Annotated in this window: 1 protein-coding gene; it reads right to left on the bottom strand. The window is 69.9% G+C overall.

Translation table 11 applies throughout. The features are described from left to right. Positions 1-82: 82 nt before the first annotated feature. Positions 83-20,659 carry a WXG100-like domain-containing protein gene (locus D7D52_RS28220; RefSeq protein ID WP_120741175.1) on the bottom strand — a complete coding sequence of 6,859 codons (20,577 nt, stop codon included), beginning with the start codon at positions 20,657-20,659 and terminating at the stop codon, positions 83-85. Positions 20,660-20,678 lie beyond the last annotated feature (19 nt).

Genomic DNA, 20,678 nt, shown 5'->3' with positions numbered 1-20,678 from the left:
ACAGCATCACATACCGCAGCCGACCGTGTGGTTGCCGGAACCGTAAAAATCGGCGAACTCACGCACTGCCGCGGGACCGGGCTCACCCGAAGATCCCGAACCGCCGCGACGGGTCCGACAGCACATCCCGGATCAGCAGGCCCAGGTCGGCATCCGCGGGAAGCGCGCGATACCGCAGCTCACAGCGCACGTCGCCCGGACTGCCGATCACCAGCCTATGCAGATCCGCGCCGACGCGCTCCCACAGCGCCCCCGCCCCGAGCCGATCCACCTCGATCACCTGATCGCCGATGCGGACCACCAGGCCCGCCTGCGGATCCCGGTAGAACGCGACCCGCAGACCGTCGAGGTCGTCGAACACGCCCGCCGGCGCGCTCGGACCCATCGGGGCCGAACTCAACCGCCCGGTCGCCGGATCGAGCCAGGCGTACTCGCCGTAGCCGGAATGCTGACGCAGATATATCTGCCCGCCCTGCGCGGGACCGGCCGACGCACGCGGGAAACGACTGGTACCACGGGAATTCCCGTTCCCCGCACCCTGGTGGCCGCCGGGCGACATCATCGGCGAACCGCCCGGCAAGCCCTGACCAGCGCTCCCATTTGCCGACGACCCCTGCGCCGCAGCATGGGAGGACGGTTCCTGCGAAGGCACCCCTGCGTCCGCGGGCCAACGTGGCGGTTGCGATACGCCGACCTGGTTGGGCCCGGGCGGCGTGCCAGGCCCCGGCAACCCATGCGGGCCACCGGCGCCGTCGTTCCACGGAAGCGCCTGCGGTGAGCCAGGAGTCGACGGCTGATGAGTTGGCGCATCGGGCCTCGCCGGCAACTGGGGATTCTGCTGCGCCCCCGAAGTCGGGAGCCACTGCGAACCCTGCCGCGAGCCGGGAACGGTAGGCCATTGAGGAGTCTCCGGCGTGCCAGGCAACGTCGGCCATTGTGGCGACTGCGAGACTCCGGGCTCCGACGGCCACCGCGGGTTTTGAGCGCCCGAATTCTGGTGCCACGGCGGCATAGTGGGAGTAGACGGCCACTGCGGTTGGTGTGGCCATTGCTGTTGCTGTGGCCATTGCTGTTGCGGGTTCGCTGGGTACTGATGCTGCCGGTTCGGATGCTGCGGATGCTGGGGCTGTTGCTGGAAATGGGGGTGCTGCCCGTTCGGCGAGCTAGGTCCGCCCGGTGAGGTCGGATGATGCGGGTGCCCGGGTGTGCCCGGGTGCTGCGGCTGATGCGGTTGATGCGTCTGCTCCGGCGGCAGCGTCCACGGTGCCGGCTGCTCGGGCGGCCGCGGCGTGTACTCCGGGAACTCAGGGTTGTACGGGTTGTACGGAAACGGCAGGTGCGAACGCCAATTCGGGTTGTAGCGATACCTGTCATCGCCCGCAACCGACTGCTCACGATCGCCACCACCAGCATCCGCCCCAGACGCTGGTTCAGGCTCAGGCGCTGGATTGGGCTTCGGGGCCTCCCCAAGGTCCTGTGTTGGGGTGGGCGTCGGTTCAGCCGAATCGTCCTGAGTTGGTGGGCGCGACGGGTTGTCGTCCCCCCGGTCGCCGGAAACGGGGGGATCGGTCGGCGGATGGGCCTCGTCCGAGGGTTCGGCGAGGGGTTCGTGTGCGTTCGAATCCGGCTCGGCGCGCTCGTTCGGATTGGGCTGTTCGGCAGCGTTTTTCGGTTGAGCGGGTTTGGGTTCCTCGGAGTGTTGCGGCGTTGGTCCGACTGCGGGGTGGGTGGTGGGTTCCACGGGGATGGTGGGTTCCACCGGGGTGGAGGGTTCCACCGGGGCGGTGGGTTCCGCCGCAGTGGTGGGTTCCGTCAGGGTGGTGGGTTCCGTCGGGGTGGTGGATTCGGGTGGGGTGGTGGGTTCGGGTGGAGAGATGGGTTTGGGTGGGGTGGTGGGTTCTGTTGGGGTGGCGGGGGGTTGGAGGTCGGTGAGGTGGATGGTGCCGTCGAAGTCGACTTCCAGGAGTTTGGCGTGGATTGGTACGCCCTGGTTGGTGAGGCTGGTTGCGGCGGGCTCGCCGAGGACGGTCAGGGGGTCGGTGCGGGGGGAGACGATCAGGATGGTGGGGGGTTGGCCGGGGAGGATGCCTACGCCGGGGCCGCGGATGTCGGCGCCCGCGGCGGTCAGCACGTCGCGGATCGCCGCGTCCTGGACCTGCGCGCCCAGGTGCTGGGCGGCGGACAGGGCGTCGACGCCGGTCCGGACGGCGGCATTGATGGTGCTGCGCAGAGCGGTCAGGTCGCGCACCTGCTGGTCGGCGGCCTTCAGCTGGGCCATGGCCACATCCGGGGACATGCCGGCGGGTGTCTCCATGAGCCCCTGCTGACGCTGAATCTCCGCGTCCACCACGGCAAGCAGCCGCTGTTCGAGCTGTAGCGCGGTGAGCCCGGTCGGATCCTGACCCAAGCCGCGCGCGATCTCAGCCAGCTCCGCCAGCGCGGCACGATGCTGTTCGAGGTGCTCCCGCGCGGTCGCCAGCACCCCGTCGGCCCACGTCGCTATGCTCGGATCCGACCAGGTGTGAACGGTTTCCGCCCCCGCGGTCCACTCCGCTGCCGTCCGCCCGTCCGACTGCTCTGACAGAGCGGTAGACCCGGAATCCGGCGAATGTGGTTCCGGCTCCGCAGTGTTCGCGGGCGGAGCGGAGTGTTGTCCGCCTTCTGGCACATGAGTTCCGGCGCCCTCCGGCACATGAGTTCCAGCGCCCTCCGGCACGTGAGTTCCAGCGCCCTCCGGCACATGAGTTCCAGCGCCCTCCGGCACATGAGTTCCAGCGCCCTCCGGCACATCAGTTCCGGCGCCCTCCGGCACATGAATTCCAGCGCCCTCCGGCACATCAGTTCCGGCAGCTTCCGGCGCATGGGTCACGGCGGCAGCGCCCGGGTTCGGTTCGCGTGGGGGCAGCGGTTGCTCGCCTGTGGTGCTTGCGGGAGAGACGCTGCCGGGGGCGTTGGAAGGTGGCTTCTCGGGGCCGGGAGGTGTTGGGGTGCCACCAGTTTCATTGCCGTCGGGCCTGTGCGCGTCGGGGTAGTGCTCGTCCATCCAGGCCGCCATGGCCTCGGCGGCGTGGAGGGTTTCGGCGGCGTGCTGGAGGTGGTCGAAGGCGCGGACTGCTTCGGGGAGGTTGCCGCCGGCGCGGGTGAGGAGGTCGGTGAGGGTGGTGTGGAGGCGGTCGGGGGTTAGGTCGGGTTCGGTGACGGTCAGGCCGGTGGCGTGGTGGAGGTGCTCGATGGCGGCGGTGAGGGCGGCTTGGGCGGCGTGGCGGTCGCGGTGGGCGGAGGATTGGGGGGTGTCGGCTGCGGCGGCGGCTTCGGCGGTGAGGCGTTGCTGTTCGACCTCCCAGCGCGCCAATCGGTCGGCAGCGGACTGGCGGGCTGGGTCGTCGCCCACCGCGATCGCGGCGTCGAGATCGGCACGGGCTGCGTCCAATTCACGCGCGGTGCGTTGCTGCGGGGTTTCGGCGGCTCGGGCGGCGGCTTCGGCTTCGGTGGCCGCGGTGGTTTCGGCGGCGTGCAGGAATTCCTGGCCTCGCTGGTAGCGGTGGACGGCGTCGCGGACCGGGATCAGCTCGTCGGTCCAGACTTCGTCCCAGGTGAGCGGCATCTTGGACATGCGGTCGACCTGATCGACGGCGTGCTCGACGGCTTGGCTCGAATCACCCACCAGCGCTTCGAGATCGGTGCGCGCGGCCTCGACTTCGCGGCGCCAGGCATCCACCGGGGTCTCGCCCGGCGCGAGACCGTTGCGCACACCGTCGTGCAGTTCGGCCTCCAGCGCCGCGACGCGTGCCTGTGCTCGATCGAATTCGCTTGCCGCAGCGGTCAAGTCCTCGATGCGCTGAGCGTGCCCGGGCAGCTCGCCGCCCTCGGCGCGGTTGCGGGTCTCGAGGTAGTTCTCGGTGCCGGGCAGATGCTCGGGTGTCAGATCGCTGTCGCGCAGCGGACGGAACTCCCCGCCGTCGGCCTCGCGATACATGCGACCTTTGGCGTAGTCGAGACCCTCCCGCGCCACCTGCAGTTCATGCCGGGCGGCCGCGAGCTCGGGTCCCACGATGCGTGGATCACGCGGCGGCGCTGCGGGTTCCGGCGGGTTGGTAAGGTCGTGGTGTTCGGTGGCGAGCCGCTCCAGCAGGTCGATATCGGCCGCGCGGGCGTGGAGTTCGGCACGAATGGCCTCGACGGCGGCGGCCAACTCCTTGGGCGTGAGCCGTTCGTGTTTCTCGATCTTGCCGTCGCGATACGCCTCGTAGACCTCGGCGTAACGCGCTCGCTCCACCACGCGGACGATGTCCGACACCTGTTCGGAGGTAAAGGCTTTCGCCGGGTCGGACACACTGTCGAGGTAGCGGCGGTAGGCGGCGTCCTTGTCGCCCCGGGTCTCGTCCAGCGTGGTCAGCACATCCCGCAGCTGACCCGGGGTCATCCGGTCGTGCAGGTAACTCAGGCGCTCGTCGTAGATCTTGACGGTCTTGCCGATATCGCCGACGTCCACGCCCAGCAGCCGCGACCACATCGCGGCCGCCCCGGACGGGTTGTCCGTCAGCGGCGGCTCACCGATGGCGTCGCTCGCCAGCGCATGCAGCAGGCCGGGCGCGTCCGGATCATGGACGGGCAGATCACCGGACACCGCGCGCGGATCGGTGAGCGGGTCGTAACGCATCCCGCTGTCGCGATGCGGGTCGAGAACGGCAAGCGCGCCAACGTATTCGGTGAGCGCGTCGATGGCGGCGGCACGGCGCTCGTCCGGCCGGAAGATCAGGTTCTCGAAGGCTTCGGCGAGCGCGTCCGGGACGGTGGATTTGCGGTCCGACTCCCAGCCGATGATGTCGACCTTGCGGTCGTCCTTGACCGCCTTCTGCTTGTGCAGCGCGTCCGGATCGACGCCGAGTGCTCGCGCCAGCTTGTCGCGGGCGGCCAGCGCAGCGCCCTCGTCGACATTCTTGCGCAGGACGTCCGCGTATTCGACGAGGTTCGCGAACGCTTGCCGACGCCGCTCCCCCATCCGAATCCGCTGATCCGCCAACGCTTCCGCGATCGCGCGCGGCGAAAGCTGTTCCGGATCCAGGCGCAGCCGGTTGGCCAGATTGCCCAGGGCGCGATCGAGATCGTTGAAGGTGTCGATGGCGTCGGAGGTGCGGATGTAATCGGCCATGCCCTCCAATTGCGCCAGACTCAGGGCATTGTGCTGGCGCAGACCGAGGATGGTCTCCTCGAGGTTCGCGCCGAGATCCATCTCGTAGACCGCGAGCCGCGCGGCGACCTCGTTGCGTTCGATGCGCACCGTGTCGGGGTCGCGCGGGCCCGTCGCGGGCGGCTCGGTGTGCGGGGCGGCGACGGGCTCCGAGGTGGGCTGCACGATCCGCCAGGAGTCGAGTCCCTCACGCAGCAAGGCGACCGGCACCTGACGGCCGTCCACCGCGACCTCGTGGAAGCGGACATTCGGCGACGCCAGGTCCTCGACCTGGACCCGGCCCGCGTCGTTCACGCTGACCGCGCGGTAATCCACGTGCAGCGCACCACGATTCACCAGCTCCCGCACGTCCGGGTGGGCGGCGAGAGCATCCACCAGATGGATGTCGTGGGCATTGTCGCCGCGGATCACCACCAGGCGTTCGGGCGCGCCGTGCTCGCCCGGCAGGATCGCCAGACCGTGCTCGCGGTCGAGCAGCTTGCCGCCGTTGGCGTCCACCCAGTCGCGGGCCGCGGCGGCGGACGCCTCGTCCGCACGCTGCCGGAATTCGGTGTCCGCGCCGAGGAATCGGTCGACCACCTCGGCGAACGCGGCGGCGCGAGCGAGTTCGTCGCGGACGCCGACCCGTAGATCCGCGACGGTGTGGGCGAGATCCTCGGGGGTGGCGAGGGTGTCGAGGCCGACGTCCAGCAGCTGCGCCCAGTTGGATCGTTCCTCCTGAATCTGGTCGCGGCGCAACGCATCCTCGAACAGGCGGCCCTCGCGGCTGCTGGAGAGCTCGTCGTCGATGTCGTCGAAATGCAGCACCCATTCGCCGCCATTGTTGACGCCATGGAAGTCGAGGGCCGACACTCGCGGGTCGCGGGGCCGGAATTCCAGACCCGGATGGTCGAGGCCGACGCCCGCCCTGATGCGGCGTTCGAGCGCCTTCTGCTCCTGCTCGTTCAGCGCCTCGACCAGGGCGAGTTCACGCACATAGCGGCCCAGCGGGTCCTTGTCGAGCAGGCTGACCTCGTGGCTGAACGGGACGACACCGTCCTCCATGAGCCAGCGCTGCGCCGCATCGCGCAAACCCTCGATGGCTCCGGCCCGGCGCATGGCGCGGTAATGGAGCTCCTGCACCGCGCGGCGCAGCGACCGCGGGTCGGCGTCCTCGAGGACGATGCCGTGCTCGTGCGCCGCGCGAACCAGCTCCAGCAGCGCGGCGTCTCGCGCCTCGACCGAATCGACCAGCGGCTGCGGCAGGTCCGTGCTCCACCGGCGCGGCGGCGGCTCCTGAATGCTCTCGGGGCCGAGCGGATCATGGTGCGGCTCCGGCATTTCCGATTCGATCGGCAAGCCGGCCAGGCGCAGGGACTCCTCGACCTCGGCGCGGAGGCGCGGGTCCGCTTCGGTGATCCACGGGCGGTACTCGCCGCCCTGGCGGGTGCGCATGGCCTTCAGGTCCGGGGAGATGTCGGCGATGCGGCGGGTCAGCTTGTTCACCAGTGGCAGGTCCTCGCGGGCCTTCCACAGGGTCGCGACCTCTTTCGCGATGCGGACCGGGTTGAACTTGTCCTTGAGATGCAGCAGGGCCTCGTCGTGGGTGGCGTAGCCGATCTCCATGGCCAGCATGGTCTGGCCCTTGGAATCGTTGCCCGAACCCGACGGATACTTCGGCGACTGGGCGTGGAAGCCGTGCATCATCCGCCGCCACACGCGTTGCAGCCAGCCCGGATTGTCCTTCGGCTTGGCGCCGGGCCGGTGTTCGCCGAGGTCGGGGCGGGAGACGAGTTCGATGCGCTTGCTGCCGTCGGGCTTCTCGACGACGCGGGCGTGGACGCGTTCGCCCTCCGCTTCCAGTACTACATGCGCGTGATCTGCGGCGGGGACGTGCAGGGCGGCGACCATGAGGTCCGCGACATCCATCGCGCGGCGCAGGGTTTCGGCGCGTTGTGCGTCCAGGACGGCCTTGCGCTGTTCGGGTGTGGTGGTTTCGGGGTCCAGGGCGGCTTCCGGGATGCCGAGCTTGCGGGCCCAGTCGTCGCGGACGCGGGCCAAGTGTTCGCGTTCGGCGCCGGTGGCGGCGTCGTGGCGGGTGAGGATGTCGGCGAGGGCTTCGAGTGCGCCCGCGCGCAACAGGTTTCGGAACTGCATCTCGCCCGCCTGCAAGGGGAGATTTTCGCGGGACAGATCGTCCGCGGACAGGCCGAATTCGTCGGCGAGACGCTGACGCAGTTCGTCGAGGGTGAGCACGCGTGGCTCGGCGGCATTCGGGTCGTGCGGGCGTTGTGACCAAGGCTCCAGGGGGCGTTCGGGAGTGGGGCCGTCGCCGCCCGGATGGATTGGTTGCGTACGCGATTCCGGGTTCGACCCGGTTCCCTCTGGGTGAGTGCTGGCGGCATCCCGGTGAGTGCCGGTCGCTTCAGGTGCCGGGTCGAGGGGGCGAGTGGTTTCGGTTCGGCCGGGTGGCAATTCGCCATTCAGGCCGGCTTCACGCAGGGCCGTTTCGATGGCCAGCAGGTCCGCCGGGTCGGCCTCGGTGCGCCAAAACTCCTCGTCACCGTAGATTTCCTCTGGCGTCAGATCCCGGTAGTCGTCGGCCTCGCGCATCGGGCGAGCGGGGGCGCCCTGTTCGGGATCGCCGAAGAAGCCGCGGGCCCTGGCCATTTCGGCGACGGCCCGCAGCACGGTGAGGGGATCGTTGAGATGCGCGGTGGCGGCGTCGAGCCCGAGGGCGTCCAGCAGCCGTGCCACGTACACGACCTCGTCGACGCCGCGGCCGTGCGAGTCCGGTGCGTCTCGCACGCCTTGCAGGAACTCCGCGAGCGCCTTCAAGGTCGGCGAATCCGCCACGGGGTCCACCGGCGGCAGCTCCTCGGCGGCTGTCGGCAATTCGAGCGTCGCCTCGTGGTGAGGGACGGGGACGATAGCCGCCGAATCCTCGCCGGGAGCAGGCAATTCGGCGGTCGCGTCCTCGCCCGGCGGAGGCAGTTCGAGAGTCGAATCCTCGCCCGGTGGGGGCAGTTCGAGAGTCGAATCCTCGCCCGGTGGGGGCAGTTCGAGAGTCGAATCCTCACCCGGCGGCAGTTCGAGAGTCGAATCCTCACCCGGTCGGGGAAGTTCGAGGGTCGAATCTTCGCTCGACTTAGGCAGTTCGAGGGTCGATTCCTGCCCAGGCTTGGGTACCTCGGCGGTCGGCACGTCGTCCGGATTCGGCGGCAACTCGCGGGTCCGCTCCCCTTCGGGCTCGGGCGTCGCGTTTGCCGAACCGTCACCGGAGTCGTTGCCGGGCCGCGGATTCGGGTCTTCGGGTTCGGGACCCGAGGGCGTGTCCGGTGGCCGGTTCGGGGGCTCCTGGCCGCCGCTGGCAGCGTGCTCGAGTTCAGGCGCGGGGGCGACTTCCGGGTCAGAGCCCGGCTTTGTCGGGCCGCCTGGATCGCGCGCGGGGGTGCCGGATTCGCCGTCATCACCGCTGGCGTTCGGGCGGGCGTGCCGTTCCAGTTCGGCCAGGCGGTCCATCATGGCGCGGTGCCAGTCGGGGTGGCCGTGCTCGTCGAAGACAGGTGCCAGCGCCTCCAAGCGGGCTCGGGCCTCCGCAAGGTCGGCGGCGGTGAGATCGTGGTTGTGCCAGATGGTTTCGCCGTCCGGGCCGCGTTCGGCGAAGTGGCGGGCGAAGGGTCTGGAGGTGAGTTCGTCGCCGCGGCGGCCACCGCCGAAGGCGAGGCTGTGGTCGATGCCGCTGACACTGCCGTCCGCACTGAGCAGCCAGTTGACGAAGTTGCGGTCGGGCATGCCGATCAGGACGTCCAGCAGGCCCAGGCGGCGGCCGTCGGGTGAGGACAGGACCGCGTCCAGTCCGGCGTCGGTGATCGAGACGAAATGCTCGGAGCCGAGGTCGCCGGGCATCACCTGCATGTACACGGTGTGCTCGTCGACCTGGTGCACCATCGGAACTTTCGCGCCCACGGCCTGACCTATCAGGGCGACCAAGGTCTCCGCGGTGGCGTGGCGCGGATTGTTGACGACCTTGCGGATGAGCTGCGTCGGCGGATCGGTGTCGAAGGTGACCAGCTCGACGCGCTTGGCCATCCGCATGACGCCCTCGCTGAGGACGGTCACATGCGTTTCACCGGCGGCGAGAGCGGTCTCGACCTGTCGGGCGAACATCGCGTGCGGATCACCGCCACCGGTCTCGGGTACCGGGGTCATGGTGTCGTGGACCCATGCGTGCATGGCGTCGACGGGATGGAAGGCTTCGGCGGCGGATTGCAGTTTGTCGAAGGCGCGAACGAGGTCGGGCAGGTTGCCGCCGGCCTGTGGGAGCAGACGATCGAGCGTGGCGCGCAGGTTGGGTTCGGTGAGGTCGGCTTCGGTGACGTCGAGGCCGGTGACGTCACGGAATTCGGCGATAGCCGCGCGGAGGTCGGCGAGGGCCGCGGCGCGGGCGCGGTCGGCGGCCTGGTGGGGAGTGTCGGCCGCGGCGGCGGTTTGGGCGTCGAGGAGGCGCTGTTCGGCTTCCCAGCGGGAGACACGCTCCTGGGCGGCGGTGGCCGCTTCGGCGTCGCCGGCCGAGTGTGCGGCGTCGAGATCGCTTCGGGCCGTGGACAGTTCGCGGGCCGTAGTCTGCTCAGGGGTTTCGGCAGCACGCGCGGCCGCCGCTTCGTCTCGTTGGGCGGCGGCGTGGAATTCCCGCGCCTGTTCGTAGCGATGCACGGCGTCGCGCAGCGGGACGAGATCGTCGGTCCAGACGTCACCCCATTCGTGGGGCATACGGGACATGCGGTCGACCTGATCGAGAATCGCCTCGAAGCCCTGGCGCGCCAAGGCGGGGTCGGCGGCGATCAGCGCTTCGAGTTCGGCGCGCGCGGTGTCGATTTCGCGCTGCCAGGCAGTGACCGGCGACTCGTTCGGATCGGCCTCCACGGACCGGCGCAGCTCGGACTCCAGGTCGGCGACCCGCGCCTGCGCGCGATCGAAATCGTCAGCGGCCGTGGCGAGATCGGTCAGCCGCCGATCCAGGCCCGGGAGGCTGCCGCCTTCCTCCGCCGGACGGTTGGCGAGATAGTCGGTGGTGCCGGCCACGCGTCCCGGCGTGAGATCGCTGTCCGCGATCGGCCGCAGACCCGCGCCGCCGTCTTCGCGGTAGACCCGCCCCCTGGCGTGGTCGCGGCCCTCCCGCGCCAACTGCGCGTCATGGCGCGCGGCGGCCAGATCCGTGGCGACCGTGCGGGGGTCGCGCGCCGCTGCCACGGGTTGGGGCGGGTCGGTGAGCCTGTTGTGTTCTGCCGCCAGGCTTTCCAGCAGGTCGATGTCGGCCGCGCGGGCTCGGACCTCGGCGCGCAGGCTGTCGACGGTGGCGGCGAGCTCCTTGGCGCTGAGCCGCTCGTGCTTCTCGATCTTGCCGTCGCGGTATGCCTCGTACACCTCGCCGTAGCGCGCATTGCGCACGCCGCGCACGAGATCCTTGACCTGTTCCTTGGTGAAGACCGCGGCGGGGTCGGCGGCACTGTCGCGATAGCGCTGATAGGCGAGGTCCAGGTCGCCGGTCTCGCGCAGTGTGGTGAGCACGTCGGCGAACTGGTTCGGGCTCAGGCGGTCGTGCAGGCCGCCGAGCTGGTCCCGGTAGATCTTGACCGTCTTGTCGAAGTCGTTCATCTGCACGCCGAGCAGCCGCGACCACACACCGGCCGCGGCCGACGGGTTGTCGGAAGCCGGTGGCTCGCCGAGGGAATCGCTGCGCAGCGCGCGCAGCAGGGCGGGTGCGTCCGCGTCGTGGATGGGCAGTTCTCCGTCGACGGCACGCGGGTCGGTGCTCGGATCGAAACGCAGCCGCTGCCGGAACGGATCCACTTCACCCAGCACGCTGCCGTACTCGGTCAGCGCGGCCAAAAGCTCGGGGCGCGTGGCTGATTCGTGCAACAGCTCGTTGATGGCCGCGAGCAGGGCCTTCTTGTCGGTGTTCTTCAGGTCCGGCGCGAAGCCGACGATCTGACCGTCCTCCTTGGCCGGTTTGGCCGGTGCCAGATCCTGCGGCTCGACGCCGAGCTTGCGGGCCAGGTCCTTGCGGGCGTCGAGAACCGTCGCCTCGTCGACGTTCTCGCGCAATGCCTTGGCGTACTTGATGAGATCGTCGACGGCTTGCAGGCGTCGCACCTTGCGCACGGCCGGATCCGCCATGGCCTCGGCCAGCCGCCGCGGCGTGAGCTCCGCCGGATCGATGCCCAGGCGGTGCGCCAGCGCCTGGAGCGTGCGATCCAGGTCGTGGAAGCTGTCGATGGCGTCGGAGGAGCGGATGAAATCCGCCATGCCCTCGATCTGGGCGGCGCGCAGGGCATTGTCGTGGCGCAGGGCCGCGATCGTCTCGGCCAGGTTCGCGCCCAGATCCATGCGGTAGACCGACAGGCGGGAGGCGACCTCGTTGCGTTCGGCGCGGACCACGTCGGGGTCGCGGGACTCGGCGGGAGCGGTGTGCGATTCCGAATGCGGCGCAGCGGTTTCCGGCGTCGGCTGGACGATGCGCCAGGGCTCCAGGCCATTGCGCATGAGCGCGACCGTCGAGCGTTCACCCTCGACATCCACCTCGTGGAAGCGGACCTGGGGCGGTTCGAGGTCGAGCACTCGCGTGCGGTCGTGCTGGTCGAGGCCGACGAGGCGGTAATCCAGTTGCAGCTCACCGCGATTGAGCTGCTCGCGGATCTCCGGGTGAGCGACCAGCGCGTCGAGCAGGCGCACATCGTGATCAAGTTCGCCGCGAATGACCACCAGGCGCTGCGGATGTCCGGGCAGCACTGCCAACCCGTGCTCACGGTCGAGCATGACACCGCCGTGGTCGCGCACCCAGTTCTGGGCGGCGACATCGGTGAAAGCGTCGGCGTGCTGCCGGGCCTGAGTATCCAGTTCCACGAAATGGTCGATGGCGGAGGACAATTGGTTCAGGTGGTCGGCCTGGTCGCGCACGTCCATGCGTAGTTCGGCGACGGCGCGCCGCAGATCCGCCTCGGTGGCCAGGCGATCCAGGCCGACATCGAGCAGCTGCGCCCAGTTCGAGCGCTCGTCCTGAATCTGGTCGCGGCGCAGCGCATCCTCGAAGAGGCGGCCCTCACGGCGGTTGGACAGCTCCTCGCCCGGATCGTCGAAGTGGCGCGGCCACTCTCCGCCGTTGTTGACGCCCTGCAGATCCAGGAAGGACGGGCGTGGTTCGCGGGGACGGTATTCCAGCGAGTCGTCGTCGGGGCCCACGCCCGCCGCCGCGCGGCGGGCGGCCGCCCGGTCCTCCTCCACCCGGATCGCCTCGGAATGGGCGAACTCGCGCAGGTAGCGGCCGAGCGGGTCCTTGTCGAAGATGCTGATCTCGCGGCTGAACGGCACCCACGAGTCCTCCAGCAGCCAGCGTTCGCCGGCGTCGCGCAGCGCCTCGATCGCGCCGGCGCGGCGCATGAGCCGGTAGACGGCCTCGTCCAGCACGGCGCGCAGGGTGTGCGGGTCGTCGGCGGGAATGTCGATGCCGGCCTCGCGCGCCAGGCGCACCAGATCCGCGAGTGCGGCGTCGCGGGCGGTCACGGCGTCTACCAGGGGTTGCGGCAACTCCGTGCCCCAGTGGCGCTCGCCCGGCGGTTCGAGGGCAGGGCCGCGGTCGAGCGGTTCGTGTTGCGGCTCCGGCATTTCCGATTCGATCGGCAAGCCGGCCAGGCGCAGGGACTCCTCGATCTCCGCACGCATGCGCGGGTCCGCCTCGGTGACCCACGGGCGGTACTCGCCGCCGTCTCGGGTGCGCATGGGGATCGCCTCGGCGGCGGCATCGGCGACCCGGGCGGTGAGGTGTTTGACCAGCGGCAGGCGTTCGCGATCCTTCCACAGGGTCGCGGTCTCCTTGAGGATGCGGGCGGGGTTGAACTTGTCCTTGAGATGCAGCAGCGCCTCGTCGTGGGTGACGTAGCCGATCTCCATGGCCAGCATGGTCTGGCCTTTGGAATCGTTGCCCGAGCCCGACGGGTACTTCGGCGACTGGCCGTCGTAGCCGTGCATCATGCGCCGCCACAGGCGTTTGAGCCAGCCTGGCTTCTTCGCCTCGGGTTCCGTTGGCTTGGCGGGGGTTTCGCGCGGCAGGTCAGGGCGTTCGATGATCTCGGCGCGACGGTGCCCGTCCGCGTCCTCGGTCATGCGGATGTGAACGCGCTCGCCGTCGGCCTCCAGCACCACGTGGACGTGGTCGGCACCCGGGGTGTGGAAGGTGGCGACCATGAGGTCGGCGACATCGCTTGCCCGGCGGAGGGTTTCGGCGCGCAGCTCGTCGAGGAGGTCGCGGCGCTGGGCGGGGGTGGTGTGCTCGGGGTCGAGGAGGGCTGGGTCGACACCGAGCTTGCGCGCCCAGTCGTCTCGGGTGCGGGCCAGACGGGCGCGTTCGGGGCCGGCGGCGGAATCGTGGGCGAGCACGGCATCGCGGAGGGCTTCGATTCCACCGGCGCGCAACAGGTTCCGGAGTTGCAGATCACCAGCCGCGCGTGGCAGGACATCATCCGCGACGGTGTCGGGCAGGCCCAGGCGGCGCAGCAGTTCGCCGCGCAACTCCTCGAGGGTGAGCGTGCGCGGCTCGCCCGCGGGTGCGTGCTGCGGGCGCTCGCCCAGCCCCGAGGCGGGATCATCGAAAACCCCGGCGGCCCTGGCCGCTTCGGCGAGGCCACGCAGCGCGGCCAAAGCGTCCGGGCGCTTCGCCAGCGCTTCCACAATGCCCAGCGCGTCGGTGAGGCGGACACCGTAGACCAGATCTTCGACGCTGCGAGGCCGCTCCCCCGCCTCCGGCGTCGAATCCCGCAGCTGCTCGACCGCGGCATGCAGACCCGGCGACGCCTCAACCGGATCCTTGGGCGCCAAGGTATGCGGCTGTCCGCCCTCCTGCCGCTGCGATTCCGTGGCCGTCGCCGGATCGGGACCGGCGCTCTCGGAGTGTGGCAACTCCACGGTCGGCGTCTCGTCGGGGCTGACACCTTCGGGGCGAGGCTGCTTCACCGTCGGCGTCTCGTCGGGGTTTTTGGAGGTGGCGGGGTGTGGTGGGGTATCGGGGTGGGTGGGGTTGGTGGTGGGGTCTGGGCGGCCGCCGGCCAGGTCCCACATGAAATCGGCTCGGATGCGGGAGAGGTCGGCTTCGGCGTCGGCCATGTGGGCTTCGAAGCGGGCTTCGCGTTCGGCTTGGCTGCCGGGTTCCTCGCGGTCGGCCATTTCGTGGAACCACTCGGCGCGTTTGGCGTCCATGTGGGCGTCCCAGTCCGCTTGCTCGGCGCGCATGCGGTCGAACCAGCCATCGGGGTCGTCCGAGGAGGCGCGAGGGCGTGACGGGGGTTCGGTCGGCGGGCGGCCGTCGCCGGAGTGGTTCTGTTGGGCCGCAGGGTGATCGGCTTCGCGCGCCTCTTCCGGGCTAGTGGCCGTTGGGTTTTCGTCGGGGCGGCCGCCGAGGTCGGTCCACAGGCTGTCGGCGTGGTCCCTGGCTTGCTGGGCCAGCCCTTCCGCGTGGCGGGCTTGGTCGCGCAGGAGTTGTTCCTCGAAGCTGCCCGGGATCGCGGTGTCGGCCAGGCTGTGCAGGAATTCGGCGCGGCGGTCGGCCATCTGGGCGTTGAAGTCGGCGCGCTCGGCCATCCGGCGGTCGAACCACAGTTCCTCGGGGGTGCGCGGCTCCGGTTGCGGCCCAGGAGGTTCGGGCGACGGCTTCGGTTGCAGCCCAAGAGGTTCGGGCGACGGCTCCGGTTGCGGCGCAGGAGGTTCGTGAGGTTCCGGGGATTCGGCGGCGGGGTCTCGTGCGCCCAGCGGGTCGCCGGGCGGCTCGTGTCCGGCCGTGTCCGGCGGGTGCAGGCCCGCGGCGTCCTGGGCGGCGATCTTCAAGCGGTGGGCCATGATCTTCGACAGCTCGGAGGCGTTGTCGCCGTTGAGCATGACGTCGCGGTAGCCCTCGGCGAGGGCCTCCGCCGCATTGAGCATCCCGTGCTCGTCGAAGGCATATCCGGGCAACTGGCCGCGCAGCCACTCCTGGACGGCGGTGAAATCGCCCTCCTCGTGCGTCGCCACGAAATGGTGGATCAGGTCTTCCAGCAGGCCCGCGCGGGCCTCCAACTGGCCGTAATGGTCCAGCACATGGCCGTATTCGTGCACGACCAGCGCGTACACCGGGCGGGCGTCGGAACCCGGGACGTGGTGTCCGGCGGCCACCTGCGCGCGAATTCGCTCCGCGAACGCCGCCGGGTTCCTCGCCCACTCCTCGTTGAACACGATTCGGTGGGGTATCAGCACCCCATCGGGCTGTGTGCTCCTGCGGAAGGTGACCGCCATGGCGTCGGGATCCGTCGGGATCGGTCCGATCACCACCTGTTTGGGCTTGATGCCGGGGTTCTCGGCCAGGCTGTCCTCGAGGGCGCGACCGACTTCCCGCAGCACCTCCACGTCGTCCACGAGGTGGAAGCCGACGGGTTCGATCCCTAGGTCGTGCTGGATGCGATCGAGCACGGCCTGATGGTCGAGGTCGGTCCAATGATCGACGATCGCGGGAGCCGATTCCGGTGGCTGCGGTCCGAATTCCGGTTCTTGCGAATGGTTTTCGTGGCCGTCGTCGTGCGCCGGGCGCTCCCCGATCGGGTCGTGCGCCTCGGGGTGGCCGGCGTTCGCGGTGTGATCGAGCAGTAGGCGATGGAGCACCTTGGCGGGCTCGGTGGCATTGTCGCCATTGAGGACGACGTCCATGAAGGCGTCCGCCAGCGCCTCGGTGCGGTTGACATCGCCGTCCCTGGTGAAGCTGTAATTCGACAGCTGCGAGAGCCATTCGAGGTATTCCAGCGGCGTGACCTCGCCACGCGTCCGCCGATAGTGATCGGCCAGCGCGTAGTCGACCTGGTCGCGCGCGAGCGTCCCACCCGCGAAATCCAGTGCGTGGCCGAGCTCGTGCACGAATACCGCGTACAGCGGGCGGTCTCCGGCGCCGGTCGGAGCCCAGCCGATCGCCTCGCCATTGCGCACGACGCCGGCGAACGCCGTCGGATCCGCGATCGACTCCACGTTCACCGCGATGCGGTCGACGACGATCCGGCCGGACTCCAACACCCGCGGCACCGCCTCCATCAAGGCGCCCGCATTGTGCAGCGTGCCGCCGATCTCGATGCCGCGCACATCGATCGGATATTGGTTCACGACATCCTCGATGGCGCGGGCGAATTCGCGCAACGCCTCCGGATCGAGGTGCTCGGCGCCACGGACCTCGACACCCAGCCGCTCGTCGAGATCGTGCACGATCTCGTCGCGGTCCATGCGCGACCAGTGGTCGTCCGGGCGCGGGGACCAGTTGTGCGAGTGCTCCTGATCCAGATATTCCGGAACACCCTCCTGCCCAAGATCTTCCGGCCCCGTGGGCCGATCCTCTCGACGCTGCGACTCCGTGTCCGGCTGCGGCTCCGTGTCCGGCCGTGGCTCCGGTGGAGGTTCCTCCTGCTGACGACCCGACCTGCGCAGGGGCCGCGTCGGCTCATCGCCCAGGGTGTCGTCGCGAGTCGTTTTGGGATCGCCGGCCTCTTCGGGGGGCGCGGCGGCCGGCGGGCGAGGTTTGTCGGCCGGCGGGTGCGCGGCGTCGCCCACATGCTCGTTCGCCAGGTGCATCAGCCCGGCTCGCACCGAATTCTTCAGCGGGCGAACCGGTTTGCCCTCGCTGTCGAAGAGTATGGCGTGGGTGCCCTTGGTCTCGCGGGGAATCTCCGGCGGATAGCCGTGGACCAATCCGGCGCCCGGGTCGATGACCTTGATCTCACCGCCCCGGTTCACCAGCAGATAGGCGTGTGCGCCGACGCCGTGCTCATCGGCGGCCCCGGCGTACTGGTCCACGACCATGGCGGACGCGCCGTCGCCGAGGTCGCGCAGGCGAGCGGCGATGGCATCGTGCCCGTCCGGGAAGGTCTCGAGCCTGCCGCCCGCGCCCGCGACCAGCTCCTCGATCCGCATCCCCTCCGGGCCGACGCGACGCTCGGGCGGGACGATGGATTTGTTACCGGTGAGCTGACGCAGCAGACGCAAGGCCAACTCGCCGCAACGACCGCGATTGCGTTCGCGAACCTCGTCCGCGGTGAGCGAAATGGGTTCACGGGCAGGGGTACTCGATGGATCGTCCACGCGGCCGGGGTGGGGCTTGTGTCCGTCCGTGCGCTCCGGCGGAGTGCCACGACGTGCATCGGTCGCCGGGGTTTTCTCGGGATGAACTGGACCAGTTCCGGGCGCTTCGCCCCCACGGTGGGGTTCCGAAGGGCGAGCCCGATCACCCTCAGCCGCAGGAGCATTCGGCGTTTCGCCGAGCGGCATCGGGGCGACGAGGAGGGCGTCTTCCGGAGAAGCCGGATCTTTCTGCTGCCGCTCTCGGTCAGAAGTCGACTCTCGTTCTGGCCCAGCGGATTCCGACTCCGACTGCATGCTGCCATCACGCGTTTCCGCCGGCACATCTTCGTGGTGAGGCAGTGCCGCACCCTCCGACTGCGGCATCTCCCCCGCACGTCGCGGTTCGCCGGCCCCTTCCGGCGACCCCGTCCCGTGATCGCGAGCAGTCAACTCGCGGTCGGCTGGATTCCCCTCATCGTGCGGCAAACGCGCCCCGGGCTCAACCGAAGTCTCACTCTCACGCAATGCCCTGCCGTCATCGTTCCGCCCGGCAGGCTCGACGTCATCGCGCGCCACCGGCTCGTCCCCCCGGGGTTCCTCGATCCGCTCCTCATGAGAGGAGGACGGGTCGTTCTCACGGGAGGCAGAGGGGTCGTCCTCGCGAGGGGTGGCGTGCTCATCCTCGCGAGGGGTGACGTGCTCATCCTCGTGAGCTGCCGAAGACCCTTCTTCTCGCGAACCACGAGGTTCGTTGTCACGCAGGCCGGAAAGCTCCTCGTCGCCACGCACAACAGGCTCATCGTCGCGGGGGCCAGACTCGACGGAATCGTCTACGGGGCGGCGGGATTCCGGCTCGTCGAGCACGGTCGACTCAGCGCGCGTGGAACTCTCCTCGCGCCCGGTCGGCTGATTGCCCTCGTATCGATCGTCCGTCTGCTCATCCCCACCGCGGGCAACCTGCTGCGGCTCGGTCTCTCCCGCCGCCGGACCATCGGTGGACTGTCGCGGCTCGGGCGCTTCGCCAGCACGACCGTCGGTGGGCTGCCGCTCCCCCGGGACGTCCTCAGCACGACCCTCGGTGGACTGCCGGGCCTCCGGGGTTTCCTCTGCGCGATTGTCGGTGGGCTGCCGCGACTCCGGCGGCTCAGGCGGGCGCGCATCGGATGGCTGATGCGCGGTGGGAGATTCGTCGCCGGCGGAGGTTTGGTCCTGGGACCGGCCTTCTGGCTGGTGCGCATCCGACCGCGGGGACTGGGTGTCGGCGGGCGAATGGGAGATCCCGGGCTCGCCAGCGATATCTGGCGTCGAGGCCGACTCGGGAGCAGGATGGGGAGTGGATGTCTCCGACCGGTCTGCGGGTGCCGGGGACGGCTGGTCGGTTGCGGCGCGGGGCTCCGGGGGTGCGCCGGCGCGACTGATGTCGGGGCGGGGTGCGGTTGCGCGGGTTTCGGGGAGCGGGGATTGGGTTGTGCCCGGCAGGTGTTGGGTTGAGCCCGTGGGGGTCGCGGCACGGGCGGCGTTGCCGGCCGACGCTGCCGCGACGCCCGAGGGCGAATTGCTGGCCGCAGCGGCACTGGCACTGGCGCTGGCGGAGGGACCAGAGGTGCCGCCGCTGGTAGTAGAGCCCGCGCCGGTTCCTGCGGTTGTCGTGCCGGGCGCGGAGGCGGCTCCGGCGCCGCTCGTACCCGGGCCCGCTGAACCGGTAGGGCTGGCGGTCGGCGCACCGGCGCGCGCGGTGGAATCCCCGGCGGCCGGGCCGGGTGACGTGTTGGAGGAGGGGGCGCTCGATGCGGAACCTGCTGCGGTAGAGGGGGTTGCCTCTGCACCGCTGGGACCTCCGACAGCGGATGGGTAGCTGCTCGACGTGACGGGTGTTGCGCCACCGGTGGCTGGGCCGTCCGAAGTTGCCGAGGGACTGCCCGAGGAGGTCGTCGCGGATCCTGTGCCGCCGACCGTCTGTTCGGTGGAAGGCGTCTCGGTGACAGGGGTTTCTCGGGTGGCGGGGTGGATGGGAGCCGGGCTGGGCGCGGCGGTCGTGTCGCCACTCGACTGGGGGCGACCGTTGGTATCGCCTGCGCCAGGGGCTTCACTGACGGTGTGGGTGTCGGTCGGGGCTGTGGTGCCGGCCGAATGAAGCTGCGCGCCAGTCTGGTTCGCGGGTGCGCTGCCGCCTTCGGTGCCGGCCGCGGTCTCGGGGCGGGACGTGCTGCCGTCGCTCACCGTGGTGCCGGTGTCGGTGGGAGCGACGCCGGCGCGGGGGCCGTCGACGCCGTTGGTTCCGCCGTGGGTGCCACCCGGGCCGTCCAGGGCCGGATGGCCGCCGACCGAGGTCAGGTCGGTAGCGCCGATACCCGAGGTCTTGAGAGCCATACGCGGCTCCCAGAAGCTGTGTGCGGCCGTGTGATTCAGGCCGGAGACGCCGCCGTTGAACGCACCGGCGGTGAGCATGCGGATATCGAACTGGGTGTGCTCGAGGTTGTTGACCGCCTTGTCCCAGCCGTTCTCGGCCCAGTCGAAGCCGAACTGGGCGGCGGTCGCGCCGACGAAACCCGCACCGCCGCCGATGATTCCGGCGGACGCGCCGGTCAGTCCGGCGGTGATGTAGTGCTGCAGTGCGGGATTGCGGGTCAGGGTCTTCACGCGATTGCCGATCGCGTCGCCGAGCGCGCCCCCCAGCGGGCCCGCTACCGCGCCGCCGACACCGGAGCTGATCGCCGTCACGCCGACCTGTGTCCAGTTGACGCTCTTCCGATGCCCGGTATCGACCTGATACTGCTGAATCCCGTAGTCCTGCAACGTTCCCAGCACGGTGTTCAACACCATGTGCTTCAGCGCGAACTTCACCACCGCGGTGATGCCCATCTTGGCCGCGATCGCCAGCATCCGATCGAGCGCCTCCCGGCCGATGATCCGGACCGCGATGCGCGTCATGGTGACGACGACCGCCTCCACCGCGGGAGCGGTCGGGGGCCACAGCCAGGCCGCCGCGATCTCACCCGCCGCCATGACCAGCGACGAGTAGAACATCAGCTTCGTGTACTGGATCTCGGTGCCGGACTCCTCGACCGAGTCACCGAGCTGCTCGAAATGCTTGGCCAGATCCAGGATCGACGTGCCGTCGCCACCGCCGCCCGCACCGGCCAGCTGGTCGAACAGCTTCGACATCGCCTCGACGCCGTCGCCGTTCACGTAGGCGGCCAGGGTCGCGGACTTGGCGTCGGTGATCGACGAAACCTGCTCGCGCAGACCGTTGGCCGCAGTGCGCCAATCCTCGGCCAGCGCCCACATCTGATCCTCGTCGCCCTCGGGCCATTCCACACCCACGAGGTAGCCGAGCCAATCGAGATACGAAGGCAGTTCCAGCGACATCCGCCGCTATCCCGCCCGC

The sequence above is a fragment of the Nocardia yunnanensis genome (assembly GCF_003626895.1).
Taxonomy (GTDB): Bacteria; Actinomycetota; Actinomycetes; order Mycobacteriales; family Mycobacteriaceae; genus Nocardia; species Nocardia yunnanensis.
Note: the sequence above shows the minus strand (reverse complement) of the source record. Positions and strands in the feature narration are given on the sequence as shown.